At 49.9% G+C, this 26,539-nt stretch carries 22 protein-coding genes; 2 read left to right on the top strand and 20 right to left on the bottom strand.

Annotated features, from left to right (window positions below; genetic code table 11):
- Positions 1-126: 126 nt before the first annotated feature.
- From AC0MA3_RS00390 to AC0MA3_RS00370, 5 genes are all read right to left on the bottom strand, one after another.
- Positions 127-1,689, bottom strand: a complete 1,563-nt coding sequence (locus tag AC0MA3_RS00390) for a response regulator transcription factor (protein ID WP_474654763.1) — start codon at positions 1,687-1,689, stop codon at positions 127-129.
- Positions 1,664-3,457 (bottom strand): sensor histidine kinase, encoded by a 1,794-nt coding sequence (locus AC0MA3_RS00385; protein WP_474654762.1) that lies wholly within the window; start codon positions 3,455-3,457, stop codon positions 1,664-1,666. Before AC0MA3_RS00385 ends, AC0MA3_RS00390 begins: the two co-directional genes overlap by 26 nt.
- 155 nt (positions 3,458-3,612) lie before the next feature.
- Positions 3,613-4,407, bottom strand: a complete 795-nt coding sequence (locus AC0MA3_RS00380; RefSeq protein ID WP_379153182.1) for an ABC transporter ATP-binding protein — start codon at positions 4,405-4,407, stop codon at positions 3,613-3,615.
- Positions 4,394-5,320: an ABC transporter permease gene (locus tag AC0MA3_RS00375; RefSeq protein WP_474654761.1), complete on the bottom strand. Its 927-nt coding sequence runs from the start codon at positions 5,318-5,320 to the stop codon at positions 4,394-4,396. Before AC0MA3_RS00375 ends, AC0MA3_RS00380 begins: the two co-directional genes overlap by 14 nt.
- Positions 5,321-5,384: 64 nt before the next feature.
- Complete coding sequence (locus AC0MA3_RS00370) at positions 5,385-6,425, bottom strand: ABC transporter substrate-binding protein (protein ID WP_474654760.1); 1,041 nt, start codon at positions 6,423-6,425, stop codon at positions 5,385-5,387.
- A 325-nt stretch (positions 6,426-6,750) separates the two neighbouring features.
- Between AC0MA3_RS00370 and AC0MA3_RS00365 the strand changes: the two genes are divergently transcribed.
- Positions 6,751-7,680, top strand: a complete 930-nt coding sequence (locus tag AC0MA3_RS00365) for a C40 family peptidase (protein ID WP_474654759.1) — start codon at positions 6,751-6,753, stop codon at positions 7,678-7,680.
- A gap of 115 nt (positions 7,681-7,795) precedes the next feature.
- On the opposite strand, the gene AC0MA3_RS00360 is transcribed toward AC0MA3_RS00365, so the two are convergent.
- The 4 genes from AC0MA3_RS00360 to AC0MA3_RS00345 all read right to left on the bottom strand — a co-directional run bounded on the left by AC0MA3_RS00360 (position 7,796) and on the right by AC0MA3_RS00345 (position 12,962).
- A complete protein-coding gene (locus AC0MA3_RS00360) occupies positions 7,796-8,083 on the bottom strand; it encodes a stage VI sporulation protein F (RefSeq protein WP_474654758.1) in 288 nt (95 codons plus the stop codon).
- A gap of 71 nt (positions 8,084-8,154) precedes the next feature.
- Positions 8,155-10,206 carry an ATP-dependent DNA helicase RecG gene (gene recG / locus AC0MA3_RS00355; protein WP_474654757.1) on the bottom strand — a complete coding sequence of 684 codons (2,052 nt, stop codon included), beginning with the start codon at positions 10,204-10,206 and terminating at the stop codon, positions 8,155-8,157.
- A 13-nt stretch (positions 10,207-10,219) separates the two neighbouring features.
- Entirely contained in the window at positions 10,220-11,080 is an 861-nt protein-coding gene (locus AC0MA3_RS00350; protein ID WP_474654756.1) for a DegV family protein, read from the bottom strand.
- A gap of 100 nt (positions 11,081-11,180) precedes the next feature.
- Positions 11,181-12,962, bottom strand: a complete 1,782-nt coding sequence (locus AC0MA3_RS00345; RefSeq protein ID WP_474654755.1) for a DAK2 domain-containing protein — start codon at positions 12,960-12,962, stop codon at positions 11,181-11,183.
- Between the two features lie 191 nt (positions 12,963-13,153).
- On the opposite strand from AC0MA3_RS00345, the gene rpmB reads away from it, so the two are divergent.
- Positions 13,154-13,342 carry a 50S ribosomal protein L28 gene (rpmB, locus tag AC0MA3_RS00340; protein ID WP_019911441.1) on the top strand — a complete coding sequence of 63 codons (189 nt, stop codon included), beginning with the start codon at positions 13,154-13,156 and terminating at the stop codon, positions 13,340-13,342.
- Between the two features lie 101 nt (positions 13,343-13,443).
- Here the strand turns inward: rpmB and spoVM are convergent, their stop codons facing one another.
- The 11 genes from spoVM to coaBC all read right to left on the bottom strand — a co-directional run bounded on the left by spoVM (position 13,444) and on the right by coaBC (position 26,529).
- A complete protein-coding gene (gene spoVM, locus AC0MA3_RS00335) occupies positions 13,444-13,524 on the bottom strand; it encodes a stage V sporulation protein SpoVM (protein WP_020431362.1) in 81 nt (26 codons plus the stop codon).
- A 279-nt stretch (positions 13,525-13,803) separates the two neighbouring features.
- Complete coding sequence (gene rpe, locus AC0MA3_RS00330) at positions 13,804-14,472, bottom strand: ribulose-phosphate 3-epimerase (protein ID WP_474654754.1); 669 nt, start codon at positions 14,470-14,472, stop codon at positions 13,804-13,806.
- A gap of 4 nt (positions 14,473-14,476) precedes the next feature.
- The gene (rsgA, locus tag AC0MA3_RS00325; RefSeq protein WP_474654753.1) at positions 14,477-15,382 is read right to left on the bottom strand and encodes a ribosome small subunit-dependent GTPase A; all 906 of its coding nucleotides are present in this window, start codon (positions 15,380-15,382) and stop codon (positions 14,477-14,479) included.
- 125 nt (positions 15,383-15,507) lie between these two features.
- Complete coding sequence (gene pknB, locus AC0MA3_RS00320; RefSeq protein WP_474654752.1) at positions 15,508-17,697, bottom strand: Stk1 family PASTA domain-containing Ser/Thr kinase; 2,190 nt, start codon at positions 17,695-17,697, stop codon at positions 15,508-15,510.
- Positions 17,694-18,470, bottom strand: a complete 777-nt coding sequence (locus AC0MA3_RS00315; RefSeq protein ID WP_379153204.1) for a Stp1/IreP family PP2C-type Ser/Thr phosphatase — start codon at positions 18,468-18,470, stop codon at positions 17,694-17,696. Before AC0MA3_RS00315 ends, pknB begins: the two co-directional genes overlap by 4 nt.
- A gap of 6 nt (positions 18,471-18,476) precedes the next feature.
- Positions 18,477-19,517, bottom strand: coding sequence for a dual-specificity RNA methyltransferase RlmN (gene rlmN, locus AC0MA3_RS00310; RefSeq protein WP_379153206.1), 1,041 nt, complete (start codon positions 19,515-19,517; stop codon positions 18,477-18,479).
- Positions 19,518-19,711: 194 nt separating this feature from the next.
- Entirely contained in the window at positions 19,712-21,172 is a 1,461-nt protein-coding gene (rsmB, locus tag AC0MA3_RS00305) for a 16S rRNA (cytosine(967)-C(5))-methyltransferase RsmB (RefSeq protein ID WP_474655148.1), read from the bottom strand.
- A gap of 38 nt (positions 21,173-21,210) precedes the next feature.
- Positions 21,211-22,149 (bottom strand): methionyl-tRNA formyltransferase, encoded by a 939-nt coding sequence (fmt, locus tag AC0MA3_RS00300; protein ID WP_474654751.1) that lies wholly within the window; start codon positions 22,147-22,149, stop codon positions 21,211-21,213.
- 5 nt (positions 22,150-22,154) lie between these two features.
- A complete protein-coding gene (def, locus tag AC0MA3_RS00295) occupies positions 22,155-22,640 on the bottom strand; it encodes a peptide deformylase (protein ID WP_379153210.1) in 486 nt (161 codons plus the stop codon).
- Positions 22,641-22,765: 125 nt separating this feature from the next.
- Entirely contained in the window at positions 22,766-25,297 is a 2,532-nt protein-coding gene (gene priA, locus AC0MA3_RS00290; RefSeq protein WP_474654750.1) for a primosomal protein N', read from the bottom strand.
- The gene (gene coaBC / locus AC0MA3_RS00285) at positions 25,297-26,529 is read right to left on the bottom strand and encodes a bifunctional phosphopantothenoylcysteine decarboxylase/phosphopantothenate--cysteine ligase CoaBC (protein ID WP_379153214.1); all 1,233 of its coding nucleotides are present in this window, start codon (positions 26,527-26,529) and stop codon (positions 25,297-25,299) included. Before coaBC ends, priA begins: the two co-directional genes overlap by 1 nt.
- Positions 26,530-26,539 lie beyond the last annotated feature (10 nt).

Below are 26,539 nucleotides of genomic sequence, written 5' to 3'. Positions count from 1 at the left end.
AGTGAAATGAGTAGGAAGTCCAGTTATTCTGGTAACGCTTCCATGAATAGATTTTCTCAAATTTCGCCGCTTTCTTGAATACAAAAAACCGTCATCTTTGTTCAATAATCAGGTCCAAGTGTTCAATCAATCACTGAGGCTCATAAAGTCAGTCGGCGTCATCCCGGTTACCTTCTTGAACACCTGACTGAAATACTGCGCGTTGCCGCCAAATCCGTACAGTTCTGCAAGCTCAAATACCTTCACATCACCGCTGCGGGTAATATGCTCAGAGGCCTTGCCGATCCGATAATTAGTGACATAATTCGAGAACTTCTCGCCGGTCACTTTTTTGAATATTTTGCCGAGATAGTCCGGATTCATATATAGCATCTCTGCAGCCACCGAACCGAGCGACAGCTCCGAGTTCTGATAATCCGCCTCGATGATCCGGAGCATTTTATCTACAATGGACGATTGTCGGGTCACAAAATGGCGGTCATACATTCCAGTAAGTCTTTCTGCCGCCCTCATAACAAAACCTTTGAGATTGCCCAGCGTACCCAGCTCTGCCAGCTCTGCCAGCCCGGAAGTAAAGCTGCTGCGCTCGTCGGGAACGCATAACCGGATCATAGCCGAATACAGCTGGAGCACATAAGAACGTGTTACATTCATATCATAGCGCTGGTCTGCAAGTACGCTGAATAAGCGGTCCAGCTCGTTCACCACTGCATTTTGATCCCCGGCTTTGATCAGGAGACAGATCTGCTCCTCTTGCAGATCTATTTCGCCAAGGCCGCTAAGCTCATCCTCGGGAATATCGCTGCCAGTGATCAGACTGCCTTCTTCCAGATAAAAGCGGTGACTCATGCACTGCAGCGTCTGCCTGAACAGACTGCGCGACTCACTCATCCTTCCCTGGTCGCTGACAGCGGTCGTGACATGGATTTTATAAAAGTTAAAAAATACCTCCTTCACACTTGAAATCCGCTCAAGCAGATGTTGCTGAGGGACTGCTTCTTCCGGCTGCTCCAGGAGAATCAGAAGTTGTGATCCGATATTTGTGCTGAGAAGTACCTCACATAGCATATCTTGGGCGATATTTTGCAGGGCGAACAAATGCTCATACTCAAAGGAATCCTCCAGCCTGAAAAGAATAAGCCGGACGTTTTTGCTGCCCAGCTCAATGCCGAACAGCTCCTGGTAATAATCCAGGTCATGGCTGCCATACATCTTATTGGAAATCCATTCCTTTAGAAATTGTGTTTTGACATGCGGCAGCACCTTGGTGAGGCGTTGTTTCATCTCGGTAACAAATTGCTCACGGCGGCTCTGCTCATCCAGTTCCTGCACAAGCTCCGTCAGCGCTTCATGAATCTGCTGCTCATTGCAAGGTTTCAGCAGGTAATGCCTTACTCCATGCTGCATGGCGCTGCGGGCATAATCAAAATCTTTATAGCCGGTCAGCATGATGAACTTTATCCCGGAATACTTGCCGCTGCAGCGGTCTACAAGCCCAAGTCCATCCAGCCCCGGCATGGAAATATCAGTGATTACAATGTCCGGTTCCAGCAGCTCAATTTGTTCCAGCGCTTCAAGACCGTTGCGCGCCGTTCCCACCAGCTCGGTCCCTGCAAGCCCCCATTCCACCACTTGGGATATCCCCTCCAGAATTAGGCGTTCATCATCTACCAGCAGCAATTTGTACATGTCTTACTTCTCCTCTCCAATACGGGATATGCACATGAATCGTAGTGCCTTCTCCCGGTTCACTCTCAATGTCCGTTCCCCATTCCTGCCCAAAAACAATCTGAATTCGCTCTGTTATATTAGCCAGCCCGATCCCTTCGCCACGTGTCTGAATGTTGCCCTGCTGCAGTTCACGGATGAATTCAGCCGTCATTCCCGGACCGTTGTCACTGACCATCAGATCCAGTCCGCTTTCCGTCTTGTTGATGATAATCGAAATAATACACGGCTCAATATTTGGCTCAAGCGCATACCGGATCGCATTTTCTACCAATGGCTGCAGCGTGAGCTTGGGAATCAGCGCATCCAGCAGATCCTCAGGAACATCCATCCTGAAATCCAGACGTTCCTCAAACCTTGTGCGCTGAATCGTTATATAGCTTCGGACGATATTCAGCTCCTTTTCCAGGGAGATCAGCGGGTCTTTAAGGCCGATAGAACTACGGAGCAGAAATCCCAGTGCCTCAACCATTTCAGAAATTTGCTTCTGCTTGTTGACCTTTGCCAGCCAATTGATGGATTCCAGCGTATTATACAAAAAGTGTGGATTAATCTGGGCTTGGAGCGCTTTCAATTCTGTCTCCCGAATCACCAGCTGCTTGGCATAATTCTCGTCGATCAGCTCCCGGATCCGCCGGATCATCATCTGGAAAGTCCGGTTCAATTGACTTACTTCATCCTGCGCAGTTTGCGAGACAAACCCTAACGCCTGCTCCTCAAGATTATCCAGGTCGCCCTTCTCAATCCGCCGCATCTTTTGTGTCAGCTTGGAGATAGGCCGCGCAATGCTCCGTGCCAGCCGGTATCCCAGCAGCAGCCCCAGCAGGAGGATACAACCGAAGATGACTACCACTAGTCTTTTGACAAAGGTGATCTGTCTGAACATTTCATTGAACGGTGTAGCATTAATGTAGGTCCAGTCCATATAAGAAGAATTCGTCTTGGCTACAAAATACGTGCCCTTGCTGTAGCTAACGGTTCTGTAGGATTCCTGGCGACGTACTTCCTCAGTCAGTTCTTGCGGTAGAAGGAACGGATTAACCGGGTAAATCGACTCTCCGGTACCTTTATCCATTACAATGACCTGGCTGCCATCCTCCGCTGTGCTGGTGCTGTCCGCAATAATGCGTTCGACGCGGATACGGATGACAAGGGTTCCCAAATGGTCCAGTGTGAAGGTAGACCCGGTGTACGATTTGATTTGTCGAATGGCCAGAAGTGAATTTTTGCTTCCCTGGGTGTACCATACATTACTGCCTGCACCTTCGATCGCGAGCGGTTTAAGCCGGTCCTGCAGATCTTGTGACAGTCCTTCCCTGTTCCCCGCAGTCATCACTCCGTCGTTCGCATCCAATATCATCATCGAATACACATATTTCTCCGCACCCGCAAAAGCCACGAGCCGGTTGATGATCTTGTTGTGGAGCAGCTGACGCTGATACGGTGAAGGATTGTCCAATAATTGGCGCAGACAGTTTTGAATCTGTTCATCTGATACAACAGTGAAGGATAGCTGCTCCAGTTCTTTCAGCTCGTTCTCAATGCTGATCGACGACATACCCAGCACCTCTGAGGCTTTTTCGTAAATTTGATGGTCATAAATTCGATAGACATATTGGAGGAAGATCAGAGAGAACAAGAACGACAGTAGTAGTAAAAACGAAATCAGCATGATCATCTTGCTAAAAATTCCTGAATTCTTGAAAGCGCTCTTATTTCTATGCAACATCATGTCTCTCCCTCTGCTTTCTCATTCTGTTGTAAAATATGTACTTCATTATATAATAATCGAAAGCGCCTGCCATGGAAATATAAACCAAAAAAACTTGAATATCAGTCACATTTGACTGAAATCCAAGTTTGTTTGCTTTTGCCTATTGGCATCTAACCCAACATCATCCGGTCATCCGCCAGCTTATGTCCGCTGATGGCCTCAAATTCACCAAGCAACCGCTCGACCGTCAGATCCTGCTTGCGGTCCTCATTAATATCCAGTATGATGCTTCCTTTGTCCATCATGATCAGCCGGTTGCCCAGACGTATGGCCTGTTCCATATTATGGGTAACCATAAGTGTCGTCAGCTTCAACTCGCGGACAATAGACTCCGTGAGCCCGGTGATCAGCTCCGCTCGGGCGGGGTCCAGTGCAGCCGTATGCTCGTCCAGAAGCAGAATCTGCGGATTCGTGAAGGTCGCCATGAGCAGACTCAGAGCCTGGCGCTCCCCGCCGGAGAGCAGTCCTACCTTGGCTCTTAGCCGGTTCTCCAGACCAATACCAAGCCGGCTTAGCTGCTCACGGAAAAGGGTCCGGCGTGCAGCAGACACACCGAGAGACATACGACGGCTCTGACCTCTTTTGTAAGCCATAGCCAGATTCTCTTCGATCGTCATGTGAGGTGCTGTACCCGCCATAGGGTCCTGAAAAACCCGGCCAATCCAGCGGGCCCGCTGGAACTCGGCCAGGGAGCTGATCGGGCTCCCTTCAATGTGTACTTCCCCAAGATCCGGTTTCATCACACCGGAGATGACATTCATCAGAGTGGACTTGCCAGCACCGTTGCTGCCGATGACGGTCACAAAGTCTCCGCTTCGAAGCTCAAGGTCAATACCGAGGAGCGCAATTTTTTCATCCGGTGTACCCGGATTGAATAGCTTGGATACACGATTAAGCTTTAACATCGGCTGCGCCCCCTTTCTTGTTGTTCAGCGCTTCTTGCACCAGCTCCACACTACGTCTGCGCGCCATTCTCTTCTGCTTCATGAAACGCTGAACCGAAGGGAATACGAGTGCAATAATGACAATGATTGCAGTGATCAGCTTTAGGTCCGATGCCTTGAGCCAAGGAACCCGTAGCGCCAGCGCAACAACTATGCGATAGACGATGGAACCCAGTATGACTGCCAGCGTTGCCCGGAACACATTTCCCGCTCCAAAGATGGCCTCACCTATAATGACCGAAGCCAGACCAATCACGATCATTCCTATCCCCATAGTAGAATCAGCAAAAGCTGAATATTGGGCGACCAGCGCACCCGAGAGCGCCACCATTCCATTTGCCAGACTGATGCCGAGGATAGTAGTGGTATCCGTATTCACTCCGAAGCTTCGGATCATTCTGGAATTATCGCCAGTAGCCCGAAGAGCAAGCCCAAGGTCGGTACGCAGAAACAGATCCATCAGAATTTTGACGGCAATCATCACAATGGGCATTACCAGTAGAGGGTTAATAGAGGTAAATAAAGAATCTTCGCCCATGATTGAGACGTTAGGCTTATCCAGAATCCGCAAATTAATGGAATACAATGCGATCATCATCAAAATACCGGACAGCAGGCCATTAATCTTCCCCTTGGTATGCAGAAGTCCTGTACACATTCCCGCTGCCATTCCTCCGCCAAGTGCACATATTGTGGCCAGCCACGGCGAATAGCCGTGCGTAATCATAACCGCGGCAATTGCTCCACCTGTAGTGAAGCTTCCATCCACAGTCAAATCAGGAAAATCAAGAATACGAAATGTAATATATACTCCTAAAGCCATAAAAGCATATAACAAGCCCATTTCCACGGCTCCAATTATTGAATCAACCATTGCTGACTTCCTCCTTCAAGCGGCAAGGGGCGCTCCTTTCGGATTCCCCCCATTGTTGTCATAATTATTGAATAATATTATTAGTCGGATCAGCAACTTCAGCTTTCATAGCATCTGTCACTTCAATCCCCTGCGCCGCCGCAGCTTTGAGATTCATAATCAGGTCCAGCTTCTCCTGCATGGTCACCTTCATGTCCCCCGGATTCTTGCCGTTCTTCAACACTTCCACAGCCATTTGGCCTACTTGGTAGCCATGATCATAGTATTTGAACCCGACGGTTGCAAAAGCCCCTTTTTCTACCGTATCCCGGTCAGCGGAGAAAAACGGAATTTTGTTGTCATTAGCAGTCTGAATGATCGTATCCACAGCGCTTACTACCGAGTTATCGAGAGTGATGTACAAGGCATCCACACGGCCAACAAGTGATTCTGCTGCCTGCTTCACTTCAGAGGTGTTAGTAATCGCAGCTTTAACCAGCTCGATGCCATGCTTGTCCAGCTCTTTTTTGGCAATATCAGCCATTACGACAGCATTCGGTTCACCCTCATTGATAATAAGGCCGAGTTTTTTGACCTTCGGGAACTGTTCGGCGATAAATGTCATCAGGCGTGTGATCGACTCAGGGTTGGTATCCGAAGCCCCGGATACATTGCCGCCGGGATGATCCAGATCGGTTACGATCTTGGCATCCAGCGGGTCTGTGACCGCCGCGAACAGAATCGGTGTATCCTTGCCCTCTGCCTGAACAACGGCCTGAGCCGAAGGTGTGGCGATTCCCAGCACAAGGTCATTCTTGTCAGCCGCTATCTTCTGGGCGATAGACAGATTATTGGATGAGTCTGCCTGGGCGTTCTCCAGATCCACCTTCAGATTCTCGCCTTCCACCAATCCAGCGTCCTTCAGAGCGGCGAGGAACCCTTCCCGTGTAGCATCCAAAGAAGGGTGCTCGACATATTGTGAGATAGCTATTTTGTAAGTTTTGGAATCCGCGCTCCCGGAATCAGCTTTTCCTGAATCCGCAGCATTGTTATTGTTGGAACCACAGGCAGTAACCGCCAGCAATGCGCTTAGACTTAAACCTAGCCATATTTTCTTTGTTTTCATCGTATAAACCCCTCTTCTTTTTACGAATCAGCGCGTGCTTCAAGGGTAGCGTCTCAGCAGTAACACTTTCATCTTTAAAAGCATTAAAGCAAAATCAGCCACGAAGCCCGTAACTAAAAAGTAAATATAATATGCTTATCTTATATAAAGGTTCATTTTCCGTCAATCACTTATGACAGGACCACTTTTTACAATAAACGCACAATATTGGATTCCATCTAATTTATCTGGGTGATCTTTACAGCGCTTGTCTTCTTCTCTTCCTACATAAAATAGGGCTCACTGTGCAAACTTATACTACAGTTTGAATATGGAGCGTGCCCTTATGACAACAAACCGATCTGTAAAATCCATCACTGTCACCGCTTTGTTGACTGCAGCAATTATAGCAAATAGTGCTTGCAGCTACGGCACAAGCGATCAGAAGCCAAAGGTCAATGCAGTCACGCCTGCCGGATCACTTTCAGGCAGCTATTATGAAAAAGCTTCGTTCACCGATAAACAAGGTAAATACTGGATCCCTCTGAAACCGGCAGCCGCTTCTATCGGTTACCGGATGAAGGATGATACCGCCAGCGGGGGCTATGCCAAAATCGGCTATACCGATGTAATGTACATGCTTCATCCGAATTCAACACAAGTATTCTCCTTGGGCGAAAAAATAAAATTGCCGGATGCTCCGATACGTCGAAACGGTCAAATTTATATCACTCCTACTTCACTGTCTAAATTATTGCAGACCGAAGTCGGCTGGAACTCCCGTACCGGTGAGATCAACGTCGCTTCTCCCGCCGATAAGGAGCGTGCTGAACAGACTGGCAGACCCGAATCAGCCAATACTCTGCGTATCCAAAGTCTGTCCACTGCAGACAGCAGAGAACTGGTTGCCTATGCCAAAAGGTTCCTCGGCGTGCCGTATGACTTCGGCGCTGGACCATACGAGGAAACCAAGCGGTTCGACTGTTCCTCATTCACTCGCCATGTCTATAAGAAATTTGGTGTAGACCTCCCCCGTTTAGCCAAAGACCAGGATAATCGGGGCAGACGGGTAAGCCGCAGTGAACTGGAGGTTGGCGACCTGATCTTCTTTACAGTCCCGGGACGTTTTGAGAGTGATGCGGTTCCGGGACATGTGGGCATATACATCGGAAACGGCAAATTCATTCATACCTGGGGTGATCCGGGTGTCCAGATCAGTGATCTGGATACTGGCTACTGGAGTAATGTCATGCTACACATGCAAAGAGTTCTTTAAACCGGCAACGCACCATTACGTAAAAATGCAAGGGGATCAGGACTCCGGGTAGCCGAAGTACAGACTCTCCTTGCATTTTTTGCGGCCGGCCGGGTCATCCTAAGTTTGCATATTACTACCGGAACATTCCCCATAACCGGATCAAATGAAAAGTATTATTAGGGTCAATCTTCTGCGCAATAACAAATTTAACAATTTGCTCTTCCTGCGTTGAGGTCAGCTTCTCACCCAGTACCCCCGAGGCATTTCGCACCAGTCTGCGCACCACCGCAGGATCCTGAAGCTCCTGCTTGGAGACTCCGTTGATCATATTCTTAATACGTTCTTTAACAGCCGGATTTTTCATCTTCAGCTTGATGCGATCCACCAGCTGGGGACTGATTCCAAATTGCTGATAGCCCACGCGCAGCACCTCCTGTCATATTCCAACCATTCACAGTATATGAGGGAGAGCTGGCACATGTGCCTAATTAATTAATCGATTAAGTCCCCTTGAAAAATCTGCTCATTCTGCAAATAGCTCCGCAGCGGCGCATAGTCAGTAGAGGTCCAGAAGTCAGTTTCTTTCAGCAATCCTGCAGCATCATCTCTGGCTTGCTCCAGCACATCAAAATCGGCAGTCATGTCGGCCAGCCTGAACTCCGGAAGCCCGCTCTGCTTAGTCCCAAAGAAATCCCCCGGGCCCCGCAGCTCCAGATCCCTTCGCGACACCTCAAATCCATCGTCTGTATCGGTCATTGCCGTCATGCGCTCACGCCCTATCTCTGATTTGGGATCAGCTACAAGCACACAGAAGGAGGCGTGCTGGCCCCGTCCTACCCGTCCGCGTAACTGATGCAGCTGGGACAGTCCAAAGCGGTCTGCATCCATAATGATCATCAGAGTAGCATTAGGAACATCGACACCAACCTCTACCACCGTTGTGGAGACCAGCAGTTGAACCTCATTACTATAAAAAGCACGCATGATTTCGTCCTTTTCCCCAGGTGTCATCCGTCCATGCAGCAGCCCTACCTTGTAATTGGGAAAAGACTGCGACATTTGAATATGCAGGTCAATCGCGTTCTGCACATCCAGCTTTTCCGATTCCTCAATGAGCGGACAGATTAGATAGGCTTGTCTGCCCTGATCGATCTCACGGCTGATCAGCTTCAGCACCCTCTCCATCAAGTCCGGTTTTACCCAATAGGTTGTGATCGGTACACGTCCCTTAGGCCGCTCAGAAAGTGTGGACACGTCCATATCTCCGAAGACCGTAATCGCAAGCGTACGTGGTATAGGCGTTGCCGTCATGGTCAACACATCCGGATTGTAGCCCTTGCGTCGCAAAATACTGCGTTGGTTAACGCCAAAACGATGCTGCTCGTCCGTGACCACCATCCCCAGACCCCGAAAAAAAACATCCTCCTGAATCAAGGCATGCGTACCCACCACAATATCGAGCATTCCCATTTGCAGGGAGGCTAACAGATCCTTCCGTTTGCGTCCGGTGACGCTTCCTGTCAAGAGACCGACCGTAATCCCAAATGGCTCAAACATCTTAGTGAGTGAACGCATATGCTGCTCTGCAAGAATCTCAGTAGGTACCATCAGCGCTCCCTGAAATCCGGATTTCACTGTGGCATACAGGGCAATTGCTGCGAGTACTGTTTTACCGGAACCCACATCCCCTTGTAAAAGACGATTCATGCAATGCGGAGAACGCATGTCCTGCAGGATTTCCAGCTCCACGTGCTTCTGAGCATCGGTCAGTTCAAAAGGCAGGCTGCGGACAAACTGCCGGACCGTGGCATTGTCTACCGTATGCACCACTCCATCCATTCTGCCGCGGTTTAGCACCCGGAAAGCCTGTACCTTAAGCTGGAACAGAAACAGTTCTTCATATACCATCCGCCGCCGCCCCTGCTGGCCTTCCCGCGTATCTTCAGGCCGATGGATGGTGGCAATAGCCCGTTTGCGGGACATAAAATCATATTTACGTATAATCATCTGCGGAAGAATTTCCGGAATCAGCTCACCATACTGCTGCAGGCCCTGATGAATCATTTTGCGTATCCAGGACTGTGTTATCTTGCCCCCTACAGAATAGACCGGCTGCAGGGTGCCGATTTTGCCTTCTCCCCGATCAGTAAATTCATAATCCGTAACAGTGATGGCGTTACGTTTCTGATCCCATTTGCCGGTTATTACAATTTCACGCCCCACGGTCAGCTGCTCACGTACATAATGCTGGTTGAACCATGTAGCTGTGAACATCCAAGGCTCTGCTACCATTTTGCAGCTCAGTCGGGATTTACCCCCAAAACGCTGCAGGACAGGTATACCGATAACCTTCGCGACAAGCGTAGCCTTATCACCGTGTTTGATCTCACTCAGTGAGCGGGGGCTGAAATCATCATAGCGGAATGGATAATACTCCAGCAAATCCTTCACTGTAAAGACGCCAAAGGCGTGAAGCTCATTTTGCTTTTGAGCGCTCACGCCATTTATTTGTTTCACTTCGATTGAATCCAAAGATAGTCCCATATTCATCCCCTATTTACGCAGGCCAGATGAAAACGGCTAAGGTACCGTTGCCAACATGGCTCCCCACAACCGGGCCCACATTGGTCAGCACTTTCTCTTCCAGGGTGAAGTGTCCGGCCAATTCCCTAAGGAACTCTTCGCCGGAAGCCGGTTCAGCCGTATGACCCACGGCCACGTTGATTTTGTCCACACCCGGCAGTTCATTTTTGAACAGCTCGATCATGTGGGCTACTGCCTTTTTACGTCCTCTAACCTTCTCAACCGCGTAGATAATTCCTTCTGCATCAATAGAAAGGATCGGTTTGATGTTAAGCAGAGTCCCCAGAAACGCGGAGGCTTTGCCGATTCTTCCGCCTTTTTGCAGGTATTCCAAGGTATCGACGAGAAAGTACAGCTTGCGGGATTGACGAAGACTCTCCACTTTAGTCAAAATATCTTCTGGGCTATGCCCCACTGCCGCCAGCCTCGCTGCCTCGATAACCATAAAGCCGAATCCATAGGAAGCGGAGAGTGAATCAATTACAGTAATTGATTCACCTTCCTCTTCCAGCATGGATTTAGCCAGAACAGCCGATTGATACGTACCGCTAAGACCTGAGGAAATGTGAAAAGATAGAATTCGGCAACCCGGTACACGTTCCTGAATCCCCCGGTAGACATCCATATATTCAGCCGGTGATGGCTGAGAAGTGGTCGGAAGCTGCGTTGAACGGGGAAGACGTTCATAGAATTGCTCCGGCGTCATGTCCACATTATCCCGGAATGCCTCCTCGCCAAACATCAGAGTCAAAGGAACAACCTCAATACCATACGCTTCCGCCATGGACGGCGGGATATCGGAAGTGCTGTCGGTGACGATCACAGTACGATTCATGGATTTCCTCCCCAAACTATGATGTGGCAGACAGAATGGCAGACCTGATAAAGGACACCATGCTGATTCTGCTTAAGACTATATAAGGAGTAAATGAAGCCTACGGTTCGACAGAGAAAAGGTAATAATACAGCGGCTGGCCGCCTTCATGAACCTCAACTTCAACCTGCGGGTAAGCCTGTTCAAGCCAGCTCTTGAGTGTTTCGGTAACCTTTTCCTCGGATTCAGCACCTGTCAGAATAGTGACAATCTCATCACCATTCACAAGCATGCTTGTGAGCAGCGCCTGACTTGCAACCAGCAGATCATCGGCAGCGGATACAATCTTCGAATTGGAAATTCCGATATATTGCCCCGATTTGATCTCCAGCTCCTCGATAACCGTATCACGGACGGCATTGGTAATTTGCCCCGATTTCACTTGAGTGATAGCTTCCAGCATATTGCTTGTATTCGAGTCTACCGTGTCCTCCTCCTGGAAGGCAAAGGCAGCGGCTATCCCCTGCGGGATGCTTTTGCTTGGAATAACGGTGATTTCCCGTTCTCCTTCAAGCAATTCCTTGGCCTGCTGGGCGGCAAGCACAATGTTCGAGTTATTTGGCAAGATGTAAATATGCTTCGCCGAAATGGATGAGATCGCGTTAACGAAATCTTCGGTACTCGGATTCATCGTCTGCCCGCCGGACAGAATAGCATCCACCCCCAGGCTTCTGAAAATATCAGAGATGCCTTCACCCGAAGAAACGGCAATGAATCCGTACTGAGCCATATCATCCGCAGGAGGAACAGCTGGAGCCTGTACACTGCTCACTTCCTTAGGAATATCTGCAAATACCTCAGGCATAGGCGCAATATCCATTCCTGCAGTCAGAAGATCACGATGCTGCTCGCGCATGTTGAGGATATGGATTTGTGTGATCTCACCATATTGAAGCGCCAGATTCAGTACCTCTCCCGGAGTCTTGGAATGAACATGTACCTTGATGGTCTCATCATCCGAAATGACGATAATCGAATCACCATTAACTGATAGTGCTCTGCGGAATGCCTCTTCATCAAAGTGCGTTTTCACCGAATTGCCAAGCAAACGGTTGATAAAAAACTCCATATCGTATAAAAATTCAATGTCTTCCGTAGACAGCCGGGATTGAGCGGAGGACTGCACGGAGGACAATACGTTCTCATGTTTGGTCAGCACTGGGGCTGGGGCCGCTGCAGGAGCGGGGGCTTGTCCTTGCACAGTAACGGGAACTGCCGTGCTTCCATGGCCCGTCAAATGTTCAAGAAATCCTTCGTAAATATATACCAAGCCTTGCCCCCCGGAATCAACTACCCCTACCTGTTTCAGCACAGGCAAAAGTTCTGGAGTATTGGCTAACGCTTCTTTGGCTTTGGCCAGGACCTCAGTCATCAGTTCTATTACATCCGTTGTGCGCCGTGCATAGTAGCCGGCATGTCTTGCAGCTTCCTTGGCAACTGTAAGTATCGTTCCCTCTACCGGTTTGACCACCGCTTTGTAGGCTGTATCCACTCCGGTCTGCAGCGCTGCTGCGAACTGCTGCGTGTTCAATTCTTCGTATTGGGCAGCGTACCGTCCAAGACCTCTGAACAGCTGTGACAAAATAACGCCGGAATTTCCCCTCGCGCCCATTAAGAGACCCTTAGACAATACTCCTGCACATTGGCCAACAGAGGCGGTATGATTTTTCTTCAATTCGTTCACGCCTGCAGTCATCGTCAAATTCATGTTGGTTCCCGTATCTCCATCAGGTACAGGAAATACATTCAGGGAATTGACGTGCTCTGCATGCTGCTGCAGCTTCTCCGCTCCGGCGAGTACCATTGCGGTAAAATCTGTTCCGTTTATAGAACGCTTACTCAATGAGAATTCCCCTTCCTAACTTCATGCCTAATCAATTCTATGATTAACTGGACATAATACACTAATTTATATTGTACTATAAGAGCCAAAAGAAATAAATGTTTTTGAAGCGGTTGACGAAGCAAATTTTGCTGTGATATTATATTTAAGTATTGTTTTACGCAGGTGTAAGTAACAAGGAGGTGTAATCTATGTCCCGCAAATGTACTGTAACTGGCAAGAAACCGGGCAGCGGCAACCACGTATCTCATGCGAACAACCGCAACCGTCGCTCTTGGGGAGTTAACGTTCAGAAGGTCCGTATCCTCGTGAACGGCAAACCGAAACGCGTGTACGTCAGCACCCGTGCTTTGAAAGCCGGCAAAGTTGAACGCGTTTAGTCTTAGGTTTTCCTAGGACCTAGCGATATCTCATATGAAGCAAAAAGCACCCTTTACATATGTAAGGTGCTTTTTTTCATGTTTTCTTTTCTACTCCGCCCTCAACTTTTCTGAAAAGTGTTCAAAATCGCTTTAACAAAACCTCCCAAAAATCTTGGCAGCTTGAACGTGTAAAATTTCATTATTAACCCTCCCATCAATTCATGCCATACGGTAGGAGACTTTCCTGGCGAGCCGATAACCTGGCGAATGCAGACCTCCCTTATTGAATAAGAAGAAACGACTTGGCCGTCCCCTGGAAGAGGCGGTGTTTTTGTTTCTCAAAAATAAAAGGATACAGGGAATACTGGAACTTTGGCTTTCCTATTCAAAAAAGGCTACATGAGATTTCTGCTCATGTAACCATATTTATGCGTCGGCAACTTGGCCTATACCATTAGATCGAACGTATCGCTTACGTTTTAGCGCAGGGCTGCCTCCGCCGCTTCCCGAATGGCCTTGATGGCAGCTGCGCGGTCTCTTCGTCCGAACACCGCATTTCCGGCGACCAAAATATCCGCACCAGCTTCTGCAACTAGTGGAGCGGTCTCTTCGGCGATTCCACCGTCTACTTCAATCCGCAGGGAGGTATGATTCACTTCCCGGGCCCATTCCCGGATCTGACGGATCTTCTTCAAGGTGTGCGGAATAAACGATTGACCTCCAAAACCGGGGTTTACCGTCATTACGAGCACCATATCAATATCCTCCAGCACCTCTTGCACAGCTGATGCAGGTGTACCCGGATTAATCGCCACACCGGCCATTAGTCCAAGCTCCTTAATCTGGTGAACTACACGGTGAAGATGAACACAAGCCTCGGCATGCACTGTAATAACCGATGCCCCTGCGGCTGCAAACTCTGGGATATAGCGTTCCGGATTCTCAATCATCAAGTGGACATCGAGCGGCAATGAGGTGTGTGCTTTGACAGCTTTTACAATCGGTGGGCCTAGGGTAATATTCGGCACAAAATGGCCGTCCATGACATCCACATGAATCCAGTCCCCGCCACTGGCTTCGGCTTCTGCGACCTCTGCGCCCAGTGCGGCAAAATCAGCTGATAATATCGATGGTGCGATTGTAATCATAGGGTTAGTACCTCCGCTTTTTATCTTTCATTTCACTATAGAACAGCTTGTAATGGTCATAACGGCTGCCTGCAATCACTCCCGTATTCACGGCATCAATGACATGACATCCGGGTTCATGCAGATGGCTGCAGCCGCGGAATTTGCATTGTTCGGCAAAAGGGGCAAACTCCCGGAAACAAGTAGACAACTCATCCACACCTAGCTCCAGAAAATCCAGCTGACTAAAGCCCGGAGTATCGGCCACAAAACCTCCGTTGCCAATATCCATTAACTCCACATGACGGGTAGTATGCCGCCCCCGGCCCAAGCGAAGACTGATTTCTCCTGTTTCCAGTTCAAGGCCGGGCACAAGGCGGTTCAACAGTGTAGACTTGCCGACACCGGACTGGCCGGAGAAGACACTGATAATGCCTGCCAGACGATTCCGCAGCTCCTCACTGCCGGAGCCGGTAAGCGAACTGGTGACCAACACTTCGTAACCAATACGCTCATACAGCTCTTTGACAAGTGCAGTGGCTTCACCTTTATCGTCAGCCAGATCCTGCTTCGTCAGCACGATAAGAGTATCCAGACCAGAGTGTTCAATGTGTACCAGGAATTTATCAAGAAGATTCAGATTCATATCCGGTTCCCGCACCGAGAAGAGAAGCACAGCCAGTTTGACATTGGCTACCTGCGGACGGATCAGCTCGGACTCCCTGGGAAGCAGCTCATCAACCATCCCTTCTCCATTTTCGGTCAGAATATATTTAATCCGGTCACCCACAAGCGGAGCAACCCCTTTCTTCTTGAGGATTCCCCGCCCTCTGCATTGTACAGCCTCTTCCTCCGTAGCTATCAATCCTTCACGAAGCGGCTTGACGTAATAATAACCGCTTAATGCTTTGATTATAATTCCTTCAGGCATACATCCTAAGCCTTCCTCTCCTGATATTGCACAAATGACCCAAGTCTATAAAAAGCTCCCCGGGTCATTCTGCTAGCTGCAGTCAGCTCCGGAATTTCTTCAGAAAAGCTGCAGCTTTTATCCATTTATTTACCTTTTTTGTCTTTTCCACTCTTCGAAGATGCCTGTACGTTTCCGGCATTGTTATTCGTAAATCCGGTCTGATCCGCTGCTCCAGTGCTGCCACCTTCAGTAGAAGGAGGTAGAATCTCCGGTGCTATTGTAGGATCAGCTGAAGCTGGTGCCTCCGTAGGGGCCTGAGTCGGCTCAGGAGTATTCTGAACCGGTGGCTCTGGATCAGGAACCGTTCCATTTTTGGCGTCTGAATATTTTATCGTATAGGTTTCGATGAAATCGCCATCCTGATATACAGAGATGGAACCGTCCTTATTAGGAGCGAGCAATAGATTCACGGCCAGATTCTGGCTTTTGGCTATCGTGCGGGTTCCCCATTCCTGGTTCTCGCCATCCTTGCGGGCGTCAGCATAAATAATGCGGATTTTTGTCTTTTTACCTTCGACTGAAGGGGTCACCGGCACATTGAATGTGAATTCCAAAGCCTCAGGTGGATAACCTGTACTTACCGTAATATTGATCTTCTCACCCGGTGAGGCCGTATCGCCTTTTTCATATGGCCATTGGTTCATTACGATGCCTTTTTCTTCAGAGAAGCTGGATTCCTCTTTAACTTCACCAAGGACAAGACCGGCTGCCTCCAGCATAGCCTTCGCATCTTCCTTCGTGTGGCCTTTGAGATCAGGTATAGGTGTCGTCTCTTGCCCCAGACTGACGATCAGCTTGATCGTTGCTGTCTCAGGGTCATATGGACTGCCCGCGGCCGGCTCTGTGCTGATGACCTGCCCTTCAGGAAAGTCCTCGCTATAACGCGGATCTTCAGTAATCCGGTTCTGTTCAACACCCTCGGCGATCAGCAGTTTTTCGGCTTCGTCTTTAGGTTTGCCCGATAACTCAATCATCTCAGGCAGCTCCTTGGCAATACTAACTGTGAGCAGAATAGAGGTTCCTTCTTTGACCATGGTATCCGGAGCTTTATTTTGCTTAAATACCACATCAGGCTCCTTATTGGGATTGTACTCCGTCAGTGGTGGTTCTTCCGCGACGAGCCCTACCTTGGCAAGCTCTGCTTTGGCCGCTTCAAAGGACATGTCGGTCACCGAGGGTACTGCCACTTCATCCACATCGAATTTGTCACTGACATACCACACCAGCCCGCCCATCGCCGCCAAAAGCAGCAGTGTGAGGCCGATCCATAGCATAGGACGTCCCCATTTCCGTTTGGAAGGGCTTCGCGGCATTTCTTCTTCGTCATCACGCCTCATCCGATCTTCGCCGCCACGGCTGCCTAAAGTCCGCTGCATCGGCCGGATTGCCGGAATAATACGGGTTCTGTCCTCATCTTCTTCATCATGAAACTGAGCTTTGGATTCGCTTCGACGTTCAGGCAGCAGACAAGTCTCCAAATCCTGCAGCATTTCTTTGGCAGACTGGTATCTCTCTTCAGGATTCTTGCGCATGGATCTTAAAATAACATTCTCTACGCTTTGGGGTATCAGCGGATTCAGAAGACGTGGCTCTTCAAATTCCTCCTGTAAATGCTTCAAAGCTACGCTAATCGGGCTTTCACCCAAGAATGGAAGCACTCCGGTAAGCATCTGGTAAAGGACAATTCCCAGGGAATAAAGATCGGACTTTTCCCCAGTCGCTACCCCTTTTGCATGCTCTGGCGAGAAATAATGAACTGAACCAACTACAGATCCCGTCTGGGTTATGGTAGTAGAAGTAACTGCACGGGCTATTCCGAAATCTGTTACCTTGACTCGTCCATTACGGCCAATCAGAATGTTGTGGGGTTTGATGTCCCTGTGAATGATCTGGTTCTGGTGTGCATGGTCCAGGGCATCGCATATCTGTGAAGCAATACGGATGGATTCATCTACCTGAAGCGGGGCCCGTTCTTTAATAATCTCATTCAAGTTCTTGCCTTCTATATATTCCATAACAATATAATGAACTTCATCTTCCTGTCCTACATCGTATATGCTGACCACATTTGGATGAGACAAGGATGCGGCGGATTGCGCCTCCCGCCGGAACCGGCGGATAAATTCCTCATCATGCACAAACTGGTTACGCAAAACTTTAATCGCGACGTTACGGTTAAGCAGGATATCATGGGCCCTATAGACGAGCGCCATGCCACCTCCTCCAATCCGTTCGATAACCTGGTAACGGCCGCCCAATTCGTGACCGATCATTTATCCCACTCCTTCGTTTCGGGCACAGCGGCCACTCCTTGATGTTCTAGCAAAGCGACGCTAATGTTATCGCCACCGCCGGCAAGCAAAGCCAGCTGAAGTAAACGGTCCGCTCTTTCCTCCAGGGATATTTCATGTATCCCTGCCACCTTACCCAAATGCTCCTGGCTGACGAAATTGCTTAATCCATCACTGCACAGAAGCAAAAGCTCCCCTTGTGACAGATGGACAGGTGCCAGATCAGCCGTTACCTCCGCATCCGTACCCAGCGCCCTGGTCAATACATTTCTACGCGGATGGTTGTCAAGCTCCTCGTGGCTGATCTGGCCATTCTTGAACAGCTCATTGACCAGCGTATGATCATCGGTTAACTGCACGGCTATACCATCCTTGATCAAATAGGCTCTACTGTCCCCGATATGGCCGATATATCCATCCGGACCATTTAAAAGGACAGTAACGACAGTCGTACCCATGTTATGGTATTTCTCATCGCGGGAAGCCTCATTGTGGACTGCACTGTTGGCCTCATAAATGGCAGCAGCGAGCGCACCCTGAAGTTCTTCCTCCGGAAGATCAGGCTGTAGCCCGTCCAAGGCATTCTTTATGGTCTCCAGAGCAAGACGGCTCGCGGTGTCGCCAGCCAAATGTCCACCCATTCCGTCGGCTATAATGCCGAGGGTATAGCCGTTATGTGTCACCCCGATCCAGACTGAATCCTCATTGACCGTACGTACCCGGCCAATGTCGCTGGCATGAACTGTTCTGATCAAATATCCTCACCCCAACTCCATATGTTTGGCGCGCAGCTGTCCGCATGCGGCCGCTATATCATGGCCCTGCTCACGGCGGATGGTTACATTCACACCGTGATCGGCCAAAATACGTTGAAATTCAAATATATCATTGCGTGAAGTCCGTACATATTTGCGTTCAGGCACATGATTGACGGGAATCAGATTCACATGGCACAGCATCGTCTTAAGAACTCCGGCAAGCTCCTCGGCATGCTCCTTCTGGTCATTAACGCCACCAATCAGGGCGTACTCAAAGCTGATCCGCCGACCTGTCTTAGCCTGATAATACCGCAGAGACTCAATCACATCATCAAAAGGATACCGCCGATTAACCGGCATCAGCTTCGAACGAAGTGTATCATTAGGTGCATGAATGGAAATAGCCAGATTGATCTGTGTATCTTCATCAGCAAACTTATATATATTCGGCACTATACCGCTGGTTGAGACAGTGATATGCCGTTGTCCAATATTCAGGCCTTTCTCATGGATCATGAGACGCAGGAATCGCATGGTGGCGTCATAATTCTCAAAAGGTTCACCCGTTCCCATGATGACAATGCTGCTGACCCGCTCCCCACGGCTATCCAAAATCTGTTGGGACCGGACGACTTGAGCCACTATCTCGCCCGCGGTCAAATCACGCTTAAGACCACCAAGTGTAGAGGCACAGAATGTGCACCCGATCCGGCAGCCTACCTGAGTCGTAACACACACGCTGTTGCCATAATTGTGTTTCATAATTACAGTCTCTATCGCATGATCATCATGCAGCCCGAAGAGGAATTTCACAGTACCATCTTTGGATTCAAGCTTAGTGATCTCCGTAAGAGCCGTAATACGGAATTGTTCTTCCAGCTTGGCGCGCAGCGCCTTGGACAAGTTACTCATCGATTCAAAATCATTCACCCGTTTGACATACAGCCAGTCAAAAATCTGGCCTCCGCGAAAAGCCGGCTCACCATTCTCCTTGGCCCACTGCTGCAACTCTTCCAGAGAAAAATCATATATTAAAGGTTTCATTAGATTCAGCACCTGTACTTTCTTAAAATATTGAAATTTATTAGAATACGCATCAATTTATACATTTTTATCATATGCGTATTATTTCTCATTCTTCCTATTTTAACACAAATTTCAGAGACGGTAAAAGAAAAGCCCGCCGCGCATAAAGACGTGCGGGCGGGAGACCGTAAAATGTCTTAAAGTTTGCTATATTACAAGAGTCTTTGAAGCCGGGAAATGAAGAAACCATCACTGCCATAATGCTGCGGCAGCAGCTGTATTCCGTCGCCCTCAGCAAGCGCGGTTCCCTCTACTCTATCCCATACTGGGGAGCTGAAGGTTACAGAGCTAAATCCGGGATTATTCTGAAGAAATTCAGCGATAATTTTGCTGTTTTCCGCCTGTTCAGTTGTACATGTACTATAGACCAGAATACCACCGGGTTTCAATAAACCAGAGACTGTCTGCAGCAGCTCAGACTGTAGTTCAGCCACACTGGCTACATCCTCCGGCTGTTTACGCCATTTAAGATCCGGTTTGCGGCGGATTACCCCAAGTCCGGAGCAAGGGGCATCAAGCAGAATCCGGTCAAACGATTCCGGCTCGAACTTCTGTGCTAGCTGCAGTGCATCACTGCTTCCCGTAACTATGCTATCGAGTCCAAGCCTCTTAGCCTGGTCTCCAATCAGCTGTGCCTTGTGAGGATGCAGATCATTTGCATAGATGAACCCTTCGTCCTTCATCAGCTCACCCATATGGGCGCTTTTGCCGCCAGGAGCAGCACAGCAGTCAAGTACTCTCATGCCAGGTTCCGGTGCAACTGCCTCCGCCACCAGCATGGAGCTCTCATCCTGAACAGACAAATAGCCGTCCCGGTACCAGGTACTAAGCGCGAGATTGCCGCCGCCTTTGACAATAATGCCATAAGGGCTGAGCTGGGAGGGGGAGGCCTCCAGTCCTGCTTCAACCATTTGTGCCAGCAGTGCTTCGCGGCTGATCATCGTAAGATTCACACGAACACTGGATACTGGCGGTTCATTGTTCGCAGCGCATATCGCTTTAGCAGCCTCCAGCCCATACTCCGCAGCCCACTGTCTAACCATCCACAGCGGATGGGAATGGAGTACGGAAATCCGTTCTTCGCGGCTCAGATTCTCTGGCAAAACTGGGAGATCCCCGGCGCGAAGCACGCTTCGAAGTACACCGTTCACCATGCCAGATATCCCTTGATGCCCGCGTTTTTTGGCGATATTCACCGCTTCGTTAACAGCTGCATGGGACGGGACACGGTTCAGATACATAATCTGGTACAAGCTAAGTCGAAGCAAATTGCGTACCCAAGGCTGGAGCTTGGCAACACCTTTGCTTACGAAACCACCAAGTACATAATCTAAGGTAATTAGGCGAGAGATACTGCCATATACCAGCTCCGTTGCCAGTCCCGTATCTTCACGGCTAAGCGAGGACTTCTGCAAGCTGCTGTTGAGCAGCAGGTTACTGTATGCTCCTTGCTGCTCAACACGGACAAGAATATCTAGCGCTACTTCCCGTGCAGATTCGGCTGCTCCGCTACCCGAAGCACCTGACCGGTTATTCCTACCACTAGCTCCTTTGCCTTTGCTGCCACCTGCAGGTCTCGCTCCAGATCCCTTACCGCTGACGTTCGGCTTCACCTGTGGACCTTGGCGGTCCGCGCCGCCTTTGCCCGCGCTCAACCCAGCACCATCCCGGGCTTCATCACCCCTCCACGGCTGAAGTCAGCTGCAGTCATGGCTTTTTTACCTGCTGGTTGAACTGAAGTAAGCAGTATAAATCCATCCCCTGACTTCACCTCAATACCGTCACTGCTCACTGCAAGCACCGTTCCTGGCATAGTCCCTTTGCTTTCACTGTTCCCGGCAGGTTTCTGCGCACCCCATACCTTGAACGTTTCTCCATTCCAAAGTGTAAAAGCGCCGGAGAACGGGACCAGTCCGCGAATACGGTTATAGATGTCAAGCGAACTCGCCTTCCAGTCAATCCTTTCATCTTCTCTGCTGAGATTTGGAGCGTAGGTTGCTTCACTATCGTCCTGAGGAGTTGCCTGCACGCGGCCACTGACAAGCCTCGGCATTTCTTTCTTAAGCAGCTCGCAGCCGGCCAGACTAAGCTTCTCAAACAACATTCCCGAGGTGTCCGTATCTTCAATAGGAACCTCTACCCGTGAGATCATATCACCAGTATCCAGACCCTCCGCCATATACATCAGAGTAACGCCGGTAACCTTTTCCCCATTAATAATACAACGCTGAATTGGAGCACCCCCCCGGTATTTCGGAAGCAGTGATCCATGGACGTTCACACAACCGAATTGCGGAAGATCCAGCACCGATTTGGGCAAAATCTGCCCGTAAGCAGCCGTAACAATCAGATCCGGCTTGTAGGCTGCCAGCTCAGCTACGGCTTCAGGGCGCCGCATCCGTTCAGGCTGCAGGACCGGCAGGCCCAGAGCCAGAGCCGCTTCCTTCACTGGAGAAGGCGTCAGTGTTTTTTTGCGTCCCTGCGGACGGTCCGGCTGGGTGACGACGGCCACAACCTCATAGCCCTGCTCAAGCAGCATTTGCAGGGAGGGTACCGCGAACGCCGGAGTTCCCATGAATACTATCTTCATTTCCTTCACTCCTCAGTTTCGCTGCGTTCAGCTGTATACTCATATACCTTCTCGGCAATATCCGTGAACAGCACCCCGTTCAGATGATCTATTTCATGCTGAAACGCCCGGGCCAGCAAGCCACTTCCCGTGATAGTCACTTCCGTGCCCTCACGGTCAAGTCCGCGTACAGTCACTGTCTCTGCACGGCGCACATCTCCATTTAAGCCAGGTATACTCAGGCAGCCTTCCGGTCCGAACTGCTCACCTTCCATACTAACAATTTCCGGGTTGATCAGCTGGATCAGTCCATGCTCTTCATCTGCATCCACTACGATGAGACGCTTCAGAATGCCAACCTGCGGGGCAGCGAGTCCGACGCCCTCCGCATCATACATAGTATCCGCCATGTCATCCAGCAGTTTTTGAACATTGGGAGTTACCTTCGTTACTGTCTTTGCTGTCTTGTGCAGCACTTCATCCGGTTCTTTTACAATCAGCCTTATCGCCATATACACACACCATCCTTGAAGATTTCTATAGGTTATCTAATTCTAATAAATCCAAGCTTGCTTGCGCTCTATATTTGCATTTTAGAATTTTCTGAAATGCGTACCTATTGTAACATGCCTGATGATCACATCAACATCTGCGGGTCTACGTCCAGACTGATTTGAAGCCCGGTATCGCGCACTGAATCCTCAAGTTCTTCAGCCACCTGACGGGCCAGCCCAATCGCATCAATAGAGCCGCGCCACTTGATAATACATTGGAATCTGTATCTGCCTTTCAGCCGCGGTAGCGGAGAAGCGACAGGTCCGAGCAAATCCAGCGCATCGGATGACAGCTTATCCAGACTGCCGAACCAGCGCAGCTGCCGGGCCTTTCCCTGCAGATTCAGCGCATAATTTTCTGCCATCCGCAGCAGCACTGGAAGCTGTTCATGGGAAAGGGTAACAAGAATCAGGCGGCAATACGGCGGATAATGCAGCTCCCGGCGGTGTTTCAGCTCTTCCCGCACAAACGAGTGATAATCGTGTCCGCTGGCATGCACAATTGAATAGTGCTCCGGCGTATACGATTGTACAACCACCTCTCCCGGAAGCTGGTGTCGCCCAGCTCTCCCTGCCACCTGTGTCAGCAGCTGAAAAGTCTTTTCTGCCGCTCTGAAGTCCGGCAAATTCAGTGCTGAATCTGCTGTGATCACACCCACCAGTGTAACATCAGGAAAGTCCAGCCCTTTGGCTACCATTTGCGTGCCCAGCAGCACATCTGCTTTCTTATCTCTGAACTGGTTAAGTAGTTTCTCATGCGAACCCTTCTCCGTGGTAGTATCAACGTCCATTCGGATGACACGGATACCCGGGAACAGCTTTCCGAGCTCCTCCTCCACCCGCTGAGTCCCCGTACCAAAGAAACGGATATGCTCACTGCCGCATTCCGGACACAGCTTGGGCGCCGGTTCGGCATGGCCGCAATAATGGCAGCGCAGGTTATCGCTGCGGCTGTGGTAGGTAAGAGAAATATCACACTCTGGACAGCCGGCCACATACCCGCAGCTACGGCACATCACAAAGGTGGAAAACCCTCTGCGATTCAATAGTAATACTGTCTGCTCTCCGCGTTCCAGTCTGCTCTCCAGAGCCGAATGGAGCCGGCGGCTGAACATCGAACGGTTCCCCTCCTTGAGCTCCTCCCGCATGTCAGTCACATGCACCTTAGGCAATTCATTGCCGAGCGCACGGCTTGGCATGTGCAGGAGAACCGGAGAGAAATGAATATCGCTCTGGGAGCGGGCCGCATGATAGCTCTCCAGCGAAGGAGTCGCTGAGCCGAGAATCACAGCAGCTCCTCCCTGTTCTGCTCTACGAACCGCCACATCACGGGCATGATATTTCGGATTCTCCTCCTGTTTATAAGAGGATTCATGTTCTTCGTCCATAATGATGAGGCCAAGATTCACAAACGGTGCAAAAACTGCGGAACGTGCGCCTACCGCCACTGTTGCTTTGCCTTCACGGATTTTACGCCATTCATCATATCGTTCACCGACAGACAGGCGGCTGTGCATCACCGCCACGCCGCTTCCGAAGCGGCCTTTGAAGCGTTCGACCATCTGCGGAGTAAGGGCAATCTCAGGAACCAGAACCACGGCCTGTCTGCCCTGGTCCACACAGCGCTGAATACACTGCAGATAAATTTCTGTTTTACCGCTCCCGGTTACCCCATGCAGCAAGAACACCTCATGCCGCTGCTCATCGACGGTTGCTGCGATTCGCGTATACACTGCTTCCTGTTCGGCTGTCAGCGGCAATGGAGCAGTGGGCTTAAAGTCACGACCGCGGTAAGGATCACGGTATACTTCAATCTCTGTGATCTCAATAAACCCCTTATCTTCCAGTGCTTTCACCGTCCCGGCCGTGACTTGCAGAACTGATAATATGTCCTTCATCGGCATGGGCAGCACGGCTTCCATTTCAATCAAAAAGGCCAGCACTTCTTTTTGGCGGGCTGAACGCGCCGGAAATCCGGCAAGGGATTCGCGGGCTGCGGAAAGGCCAATGGCCAAATCGACTGCCTTTAGCTTTTTCTTACCCATCTTATCCTTAATCAACTGGCTCTCAGCCAATACACCGCGGCGGAGCATAAACTTCACCGTTTCCGCAGCATGAGGAAAGGTACGTGTCAGCAGCTTCATGGAGACTTCACCATGACGTCCCACGAATTCAGTAATCCGGCTTTCTTCCTGATCGGTCTCCAGAAACATAGGGAACAGCTCATCCGGATTGCTTCCGTTGTCTTCCGAAGTATCGCCAAGTGTGATGAGCCGTTCGGCCTTGCCTTTCAGAGCGGTTGGAAGCATCGCCTGAAGCGCAGAAATACGTCTGCAGGCATATCTTTGACTCATCCAGTCACCGAGCTCCACTAGCTCAGGGGATAGCGGGGGAAGCAAGTCCAGCACTTCCTGTATGGGCTTCAATCCCGATACTGCACTAGTCTCCCCTGATTCCAGTGAGACTACAAAGCCTTGCACCGTCCGGTGTCCAAAAGGCACCGCCACCCGGCTTCCCACTTCAATCCACAGCTTAAGCGAGTCCGGTATCAAATAGTCAAAAGGCCGGTCAGTGCTGCGTACAGGAACATCGACAATGACCTTGGCTATCTCCATTATAATCCAGCTCCGGAAATGCGAGTTGCGGCCAATTGCAGCACTTGCCTCGCAACTTCGTCTTTGGAAACCAGCGGAAGATCAAGCACTAGACCCTTGGCGTCATAGATGGATACGATATTGGTATCTGTCCCAAAACCCGCACCTTCGGTTGCCACATCATTGGCAACGATCAAATCCAGATTTTTGCGGATCAGCTTGTCCTTGGCATAAAGTTCGGCATTACCTGTTTCGGCAGCAAATCCGATCAAAAATTGCTTATCCTTCATTTTCCCGAGACTCTCCAGAATATCGGTTGTCTTCACCAATTCAAGTGTCATCGTATCGCCGCTTTTTTTGATCTTGGATTCAGCACTCTGCCGAGGACGGTAATCTGATACTGCAGCAGCCTTGATCAGGAGATCACAATCCTTCCAGCGGCTTACCACTGCTTCATACATCTCCGCAGCCGATTCAACCTTAACCACTTGGATCTCCGGGTCCTGTGGAGGTGCTTCGTCCGTTCGTGCTGCGATAAGTGTTACCTCAGCTCCCATTGCACGCGCAGCCCGGGTGAGTGCAAAACCCATTTTTCCGGAGGAATCATTGGTAATGTAGCGTACCGGATCAATCCGTTCAATGGTTCCGCCAGCGGTGATGATCACTTTTTTGCCGGTTAGGGGCCCGTTAGCTGAAGTATGCTGAAGAGTGAAAAATTGCTCTACAACTTTTACTATAGCTTCAGGCTCCTCCAGCCGACCCTTCCCTACATAGCCGCAGGCCAGCAGACCCTCGCCGGGTTCGATAAACTTCACACCCCGCTTATACAGCGTATTAATATTTTCGAGCACCGCCGGATGCTGGTACATATGCACATTCATAGCAGGTGCCACCATTACGGGAGCCGTTGCAGCAAGCAGTGTAGTGGACAGCATATCATCCGCCAGCCCATGTGCCATTTTAGCGATGATATTGGCGGTTGCCGGTGCTATCAGAATAAGATCGGCAGAATCTGCTAGGTCAATATGCGAAATCGAAGACGGATCGCGCTCCTGAAAAGTATCGCTGTATACGCGCTGTTTGGACAATGACTGCAATGTCAGTTCGGTTATGAACTGTTTCGCTGAAGCTGTCATGATCACATGCACCGTAGCCCCTTTTTGCGTAAGCTTGCTGGTCAAGGCGGCTCCTTTGTATGCAGCAATTCCACCGGTAATCCCCAATATAATCGTTTTGCCCTGTAAGCTCTTCAACTTAATCTCC

Source organism: Paenibacillus sp. LS-5 (genome assembly GCF_056121505.1).
Note: the sequence above shows the minus strand (reverse complement) of the source record. Positions and strands in the feature narration are given on the sequence as shown.

What these genes read in the sequence shown, in the direction of transcription:
- AC0MA3_RS00375 (WP_474654761.1), bottom strand. Translation starts at nt 5,320, where the DNA reads ATGGTTGATTCAATAATTGGAGCCGTGGAAATGGGCTTGTTATATGCT.
- AC0MA3_RS00390 (WP_474654763.1), bottom strand. Translation starts at nt 1,689, where the DNA reads ATGTACAAATTGCTGCTGGTAGATGATGAACGCCTAATTCTGGAGGGG.
- pknB (WP_474654752.1), bottom strand. Translation starts at nt 17,697, where the DNA reads ATGATCGGTCACGAATTGGGCGGCCGTTACCAGGTTATCGAACGGATT.
- AC0MA3_RS00380 (WP_379153182.1), bottom strand. Translation starts at nt 4,407, where the DNA reads ATGTTAAAGCTTAATCGTGTATCCAAGCTATTCAATCCGGGTACACCG.
- rlmN (WP_379153206.1), bottom strand. Translation starts at nt 19,517, where the DNA reads ATGAAACCTTTAATATATGATTTTTCTCTGGAAGAGTTGCAGCAGTGG.
- AC0MA3_RS00385 (WP_474654762.1), bottom strand. Translation starts at nt 3,457, where the DNA reads ATGTTGCATAGAAATAAGAGCGCTTTCAAGAATTCAGGAATTTTTAGC.
- def (WP_379153210.1), bottom strand. Translation starts at nt 22,640, where the DNA reads ATGGCGATAAGGCTGATTGTAAAAGAACCGGATGAAGTGCTGCACAAG.
- rpmB (WP_019911441.1), top strand. Translation starts at nt 13,154, where the DNA reads ATGTCCCGCAAATGTACTGTAACTGGCAAGAAACCGGGCAGCGGCAAC.
- spoVM (WP_020431362.1), bottom strand. Translation starts at nt 13,524, where the DNA reads ATGAAATTTTACACGTTCAAGCTGCCAAGATTTTTGGGAGGTTTTGTT.
- AC0MA3_RS00350 (WP_474654756.1), bottom strand. Translation starts at nt 11,080, where the DNA reads ATGAATCGTACTGTGATCGTCACCGACAGCACTTCCGATATCCCGCCG.
- priA (WP_474654750.1), bottom strand. Translation starts at nt 25,297, where the DNA reads ATGGAGATAGCCAAGGTCATTGTCGATGTTCCTGTACGCAGCACTGAC.
- fmt (WP_474654751.1), bottom strand. Translation starts at nt 22,149, where the DNA reads ATGAAGATAGTATTCATGGGAACTCCGGCGTTCGCGGTACCCTCCCTG.
- rsgA (WP_474654753.1), bottom strand. Translation starts at nt 15,382, where the DNA reads ATGCCTGAAGGAATTATAATCAAAGCATTAAGCGGTTATTATTACGTC.
- rpe (WP_474654754.1), bottom strand. Translation starts at nt 14,472, where the DNA reads ATGATTACAATCGCACCATCGATATTATCAGCTGATTTTGCCGCACTG.
- AC0MA3_RS00365 (WP_474654759.1), top strand. Translation starts at nt 6,751, where the DNA reads ATGACAACAAACCGATCTGTAAAATCCATCACTGTCACCGCTTTGTTG.
- AC0MA3_RS00370 (WP_474654760.1), bottom strand. Translation starts at nt 6,425, where the DNA reads ATGAAAACAAAGAAAATATGGCTAGGTTTAAGTCTAAGCGCATTGCTG.
- recG (WP_474654757.1), bottom strand. Translation starts at nt 10,206, where the DNA reads ATGGGACTATCTTTGGATTCAATCGAAGTGAAACAAATAAATGGCGTG.